Annotated in this window: 4 protein-coding genes; all 4 read left to right on the top strand. The window is 67.9% G+C overall.

Annotated features, from left to right (window positions below; all coding sequences use genetic code 11):
• On the top strand, window positions 1-1,746 hold a 1,746-nt coding region (locus tag AC2VOU_RS09710; RefSeq protein ID WP_486957181.1), incomplete at its 5' end, for an HAD-IC family P-type ATPase.
• Between the two features lie 171 nt (window positions 1,747-1,917).
• On the top strand, window positions 1,918-3,717 hold the full coding sequence (locus AC2VOU_RS09705; protein WP_486957180.1) for an AMP-dependent synthetase/ligase: 1,800 nt from the start codon (window positions 1,918-1,920) through the stop codon (window positions 3,715-3,717).
• The gene (locus tag AC2VOU_RS09700) at window positions 3,701-4,480 is read left to right on the top strand and encodes an esterase/lipase family protein (RefSeq protein ID WP_486957179.1); all 780 of its coding nucleotides are present in this window, start codon (window positions 3,701-3,703) and stop codon (window positions 4,478-4,480) included. The genes AC2VOU_RS09705 and AC2VOU_RS09700 overlap by 17 nt, the downstream gene beginning before the upstream one ends.
• Before the next feature lie 237 nt (window positions 4,481-4,717).
• The coding region (locus AC2VOU_RS09695) for a phenazine antibiotic biosynthesis protein (RefSeq protein ID WP_486957178.1) at window positions 4,718-5,672 on the top strand (955 nt) is incomplete at its 3' end.

Below are 5,672 nucleotides of genomic sequence, written 5' to 3'. Positions count from 1 at the left end.
GTCGACACCATCTGCTTCGACAAGACCGGCACGCTCACCGAAAACCGGCTGCGCGTTGTCCGTTCGGTGCCGGCCGGCACCGACCCGCAAGGACCGTTCCCCGGTGTCGCCGACCCGGAGGCCACCCAGGTGCTGCGGGCCGCCGCGCGCGCGTCATCCCAGCCGCACGAGTCGCAGGGCCACGCGCACGCCACCGACGAGGCGATTCTCAAGGCCGCGGAATCGCATGCGGGCAGCACCGACCCGCAGTGGACCCTGCTCGCCGAGGTCCCGTTCGAGTCCAGCCGCGGCTTCTCGGCCTCGATCGGCACGCTCGACGACAATCCCGAACAACCCGTGTTGATGCTCAAGGGTGCACCGGAAGTCGTCCTGTCGCGGTGCGCGTTCGCCGACCCGCACGCCGACAAGGACCACGCCGAGTCGGTGGTGCACCACCTCGCCGAGCAGGGCCTGCGGGTGCTGGCCGTCGCGAAGCGCAACTGGGTGCACGACACCGACGACGATGACGACACCGACGCCGACGCCGTCGACGCCGCCGCGCAGGATCTGGAGTTGATCGGTTACGTCGGGCTGGCCGACACCGCCCGCCCCTCGGCGCGCCCGTTGATCGAAGCGCTGGTCGAGGCCGACCGGGACGTCGTGCTGATCACCGGCGACCACCCGGTGACCGCCCGGGCGATCGCCCGTCAACTGGGTCTGCCGACCGACGCGCGGGTGCTCACCGGCGCGGAGCTCAACGGCCTCGACGCGGACGCCGCGGCCAAGCTCGTCGCCGATGTGCAGGTGTTCGCCCGGGTCAGCCCGGAGCAGAAGGTGCAGATCGTCGGGGCGCTGCAACGCTGCGGACGAGTGACGGCGATGGTCGGCGACGGGGCTAACGACGCCGCCGCGATCCGGATGGCCGACGTCGGCATCGGGGTCAGCGGTCGCGGCTCCTCGGCCGCCCGCGGCGCCGCCGACATCGTGCTGACCGACGACGACCTGGGTGTGCTGCTCGACACGCTGGTCGAGGGCCGGGGCATGTGGGGCGGTGTGCGCGACGCGGTGACCATCCTGGTCGGCGGAAACGTCGGCGAGGTGCTGTTCACCATCATCGGCACTGCCCTGGGCAGCGGGCGGGCGCCGGTGGGAACCCGCCAACTGCTGCTGGTCAACCTGTTGACCGACATGTTCCCCGCGCTGGCGGTCGCCGTCACCCCGCAGTTCGAGGAACCCGACAGCGACGAGTACGACACCGAGGAAGAAGCCCTCGAAGCCCGGCGCGCGTATCAGCGGGCGGTGCTGACCGGGCCGACGCCGTCGCTGGACGTGGAGCTGATGCGCCAGATCGTCACCCGTGGCGCGGTCACCGCGGCCGGCGCCACCGCGGCCTGGGCCGTCGGGCGCTGGACGCCGGGCACCGAGAGGCGCACCTCGACAATGGGATTGACCGCCCTGGTGATGACGCAGCTGGCGCAGACGCTGCTCACCCGCCGGCACAGCCCGCTCGTGGTGGCGACGGCGCTGGGCAGCTCGGCAGTGCTGGTGGCGATCGTGCAGACGCCGGGTGTCAGTCACTTCTTCGGCTGCACACCGCTCGGACCGGTCGCCTGGACCGCCGTCGCGGGAGCAACCGCGGGGGCCACCGGGCTGTCGATTCTGGCGCCCAACTTCTTGGCCAGGACCGCCGGAATGGTCCAGCCCGAACTGGCGGAGGCCACGGCTGGCAGCCAATCGGACAACAAATTCGCGTTTTCGCCTGCCTGAGGACGGCACTCCCAGCAAGATCGACACGGAGGTGTGTCGCTAAGTGGTCTGGCTCGTGAGTTCGTCGGGGCCGGGAGTTGCCTTCCCCGCGTCGAGATCGCTGCGCAACGGCGATCATGGCGCACCCCCACGAACTCACGAGGAAGACCACTGAGAGCAAAGGGAAGTCCGATGGCCCAGACGAGTGCTAACCCACACCGAGCGTCCAACCTGGCGCAGCTGTTCTTGCAGCGCGTCGAGAAGTCCGGCGACCACGAGGCGTTTCGCTTCCCCGACAACGGCGGCTGGACCTCGGTCACCTGGAAGCAGGCTGCCGAACGGGTCGAGGCGCTGGCGGCCGGGCTGCTGTCGCTCGGCGTCGAGCCCGAAGACCGGGTCGGCATCGCCTCGGCCACCCGCCTGGAGTGGATCCTCGCCGATCTGGCGATCCTGTGCGCCGGCGCCGCGACCACGACCGTCTACCCCAGCACCAACGCCGAGGACACCGCCTACATCCTGGCCGACTCCGGTTCGAAGATCGTCTTCGCCGAGGACGACACCCAGCTGGCGAAGCTCACCGAGCGGCGCAGCGATCTGCCCAACCTGACCAAGGTCGTGCTGATCGAGGGGACCGCAGCAGACCCCTGGGTGATCACCCTCGACGACCTCGCCGACCAGGGTGCGAAATACCTTGCCGAGCATGCCAATTGCGTGCAGAAAGTCGCCGACGAGATCCAATCCGAGCAGCTGGCCACGCTGATCTACACCTCCGGAACCACCGGCAGGCCCAAGGGCGTCCGGCTGCCGCACAAGTCCTGGGTCTATACCGGCAACGTGATCGCCGGCATGGGTCTGCTCGACGAGAACGATCTGCAACTGCTGTGGCTGCCGCTGGCCCACGCCTTCGGCAAGGTGCTGATCGCCACCCAGGTGGCGTGCGGGTTTGCCACCGCGATCGACGGTCGCGTCGACAAGATCGTGGAGAACTGCGGGATCGTCAAGCCGACCTTCATGGGTGCGGCGCCGCGCATCTTCGAGAAGGCCTACAACAAGATCATCACCCAGCAAAAGGGCGCCAAGGCGATGCTGTTCGGGCGGGCGTTCGCAGTGGGCAAGGAGGTGGCGCGCCGCCGCCGTGAGGGCACGTCCGTCGGGCCGCATCTGGCGTTGCAGCAGAAGCTGTTCGACCGGCTGGTGTTCGCGAAAATCCGCGACGTGTTCGGCGGGCGCATCCGCTTCTTCATCTCCGGCTCGGCGCCGCTGAACCGCGACGTCGCAGAATGGTTCGAGGCCGCCGGCGTGCTGGTCCTGGAGGGCTACGGGCTCACCGAGTCGTCCGGCGCGGGCTTCATCAACCGCCCGGACAACTACAAGCTGGGCAGCGTCGGTCTCCCTTTCGAGGGCACCGAGGTGCGCATCAGCGACGCCGGCGAGGTGCAGTTCCGCAGCGACTGCGTGATGGCCGGATACCACCACCTCGACGACGCCACCGCCGCCACGCTCAAAGACGGCTGGCTGTCCACCGGGGACCAGGGCAAGCTCGACGAGGACGGCTTCCTGTCGATCACCGGCCGAATCAAGGAACTGTTCAAGCTGTCCAACGGCAAGTACGTGGCGCCGCCGGCGATCGAGGCGCGCTTCGCCACGCTGTGCCCGTACGCCAGCCAGTTCATGGTGTTCGGGGAGGGCAAGAACTTCGCCGCGGCGCTGGTCACCCTCGACGAGGATTCGATCGGCGGGTGGGCCAAAGACAATGGGCTGGAAGGCAAGTCGTACCAGGAACTGACGAAGTCCGAAGCGGTGCACGAGATGATCCACGAGCACGTCACCAAGCTCAACGCCAGCCTGAACCGGTGGGAGACGATCAAGAAGTGGGCGGTGCTCGACCACGACTTGTCCGTCGACGGCGGCCAACTGACGCCGTCGCTCAAGGTGAAACGCGGCGTGGTCGCCGAGCAGAACAAGGAGACACTGGATGGCTTCTACTCCTGAGTTGGTCGCCGAGGAGTCGGCGCAGATACCCGACGCCGCCAATGCGGCACCCCCGGGACACCTGCTCCGCACACTCGAGTGGCGTACTGGCCTGGAGTACGTGTCCGCGCGCTTGGCGATGTGGCGTATCGCCGGTTGGCGACGCGGCGACGGCCATCCGGTTTTGGTGCTGCCGGGGTTCCTGGCCGGTCCGCTCTCGACAGACCTGCTACGTAATGTGCTGCGCCAGTTGGATTATCGGGTCTACGACTGGGGCCTGGGCACCAACATGGGCTACCGCGCCAGCATGAAGGAATCCCTGCCCGCGCGTCTGCACCACATCCGCGAACGCAATGCCGGTCGGCGCGTCAGCCTGATCGGCTGGAGTGCCGGCGGAATCTACGCGCGCGAACTGGCCCGCGGGCTGCCCGACGACGTCCGGTCGGTGATCACGCTGGGCTCCCCGTTTCGCGGCAACCACCAGGCCAGCACGGCCTGGCGGGTGTGGCGGCTGGTGAACCGCGGCGCGGATGCCGGCGAATCCGTCTCCCAGCGCGCCCTCGACCGGCGTGCGCAACCATTGCCGGTACCGACGACCTGCATCTACAGCAAGTCCGACGGCATCGTGGCCTGGCCATGCTGCACCAGCGTGCCCGCCCCGCACACCGAGAACGTCGAAGTCCGCAGCAGCCACCTGGGCTACGGGCACAATGTGCAGACGCTGTCGGTGATCGCCGACCGGCTCGCCCAGCCCGAAGGCGGCTGGCAGCCATACCGTCGCTGACCTGCCGGGATTTCGTCGACGCCGAGTGTGCAGCTTGCACAAGTGGAAACGGCGGAATCACCCATTCGAGCTGCACAGTCGACGCGCTCGCGCGCCAAGGTGAGCGACCTGCGATATGTCGGCTTGGCTAATACTGTCGCTACGGCCGATTAACTGCGCACTAAATCCGGCCCCGGTAAAGCGGATTGGCGGAATCGTAGTTGCCGGTCCGCTGCGCGCTACGACATGATCGAAGCCATGGCCGACGTCGAGTTCTCGCTGCTGGACGTGCCACGCGCGGCCCCGATAGCGGATCCGGAGGCGTACCTACGCGCTGCAATCGCCTGGCATTTCGGCGAGCAGACCGGCAGCGCCTTCTGGCTACGCGCGGCCCGAACGCTGGATTTCAATCCGCTGACCGACGTCAACACCTTCGCCGACCTCACGCTGTTCCCCAACCTGCTCAGCGAATTACGCACCGTCCCCGTCGCGGATCTCATTCCCCGCGGCTACGGATCACCGGCACCGGTACCGCAGATCTTCGAGTCCGGCGGCACCACCGGACCACCCAAAAAGACTGTCCAGCTGCCGGATTGGGTCGCGCAGATCGTGCAGTGGCAAACCGAGGACTTCGCCGACGGCGGCTTCGTGCGGGGCTGCGACTTCTTGTGCATGATGCCGAGCGGGCCGCACGGCGTGGGCTTCTTCTCCCGGCTCGTCGCCGAGCGGCTCGGATCGACCTTTCACGCCATCGATCTGGATCCGCGGTGGGTGAAGAAGCTGGTGGCGCGCGGCGCCGCAGCCGAAATGGCCTCCTACGTCGACCATCTCGTCGAACAGGCAGTCCATGTGCTGGCCACCCAGCTGGTGGCCAACCTGCACACCACCCCACCGCTGCTCGAGGCGCTGGCGCGCGACGACGAGGTGGTCGCCCTGCTCAACGAGAAGGTCGGCTTCATGCTGCTCAGCGGCGCCCACGTGGATATCGACACGCTCGATCTGTTCGACAGCATCTTCCCGAACACGACGATCACCATGGCGTTCGGCAGCACGATGATCCTGTCGCAGGCCATCACCCGCCGCGTCGACGGCGACGGGCCGTTCGTCTTCCACCCGCGCAGTCCGTATGCGACCTTCTCGGTGGTCGACCCCGACACCGGCGAGCACGTGGCCTACGGGGAACGCGGCCAGGTGATCATGAACCACCTCAGCA

It is taken from the genome of Mycobacterium sp. TH-M25 (assembly GCF_057473665.1).
Note: the sequence above shows the minus strand (reverse complement) of the source record. Positions and strands in the feature narration are given on the sequence as shown.

Bases quoted from the DNA above. Each gene is read 5' to 3' on its own strand.
- AC2VOU_RS09705 (WP_486957180.1), top strand. From the start codon at position 1,918: ATGGCCCAGACGAGTGCTAACCCACACCGAGCGTCCAACCTGGCGCAG.
- AC2VOU_RS09700 (WP_486957179.1), top strand. From the start codon at position 3,701: ATGGCTTCTACTCCTGAGTTGGTCGCCGAGGAGTCGGCGCAGATACCC.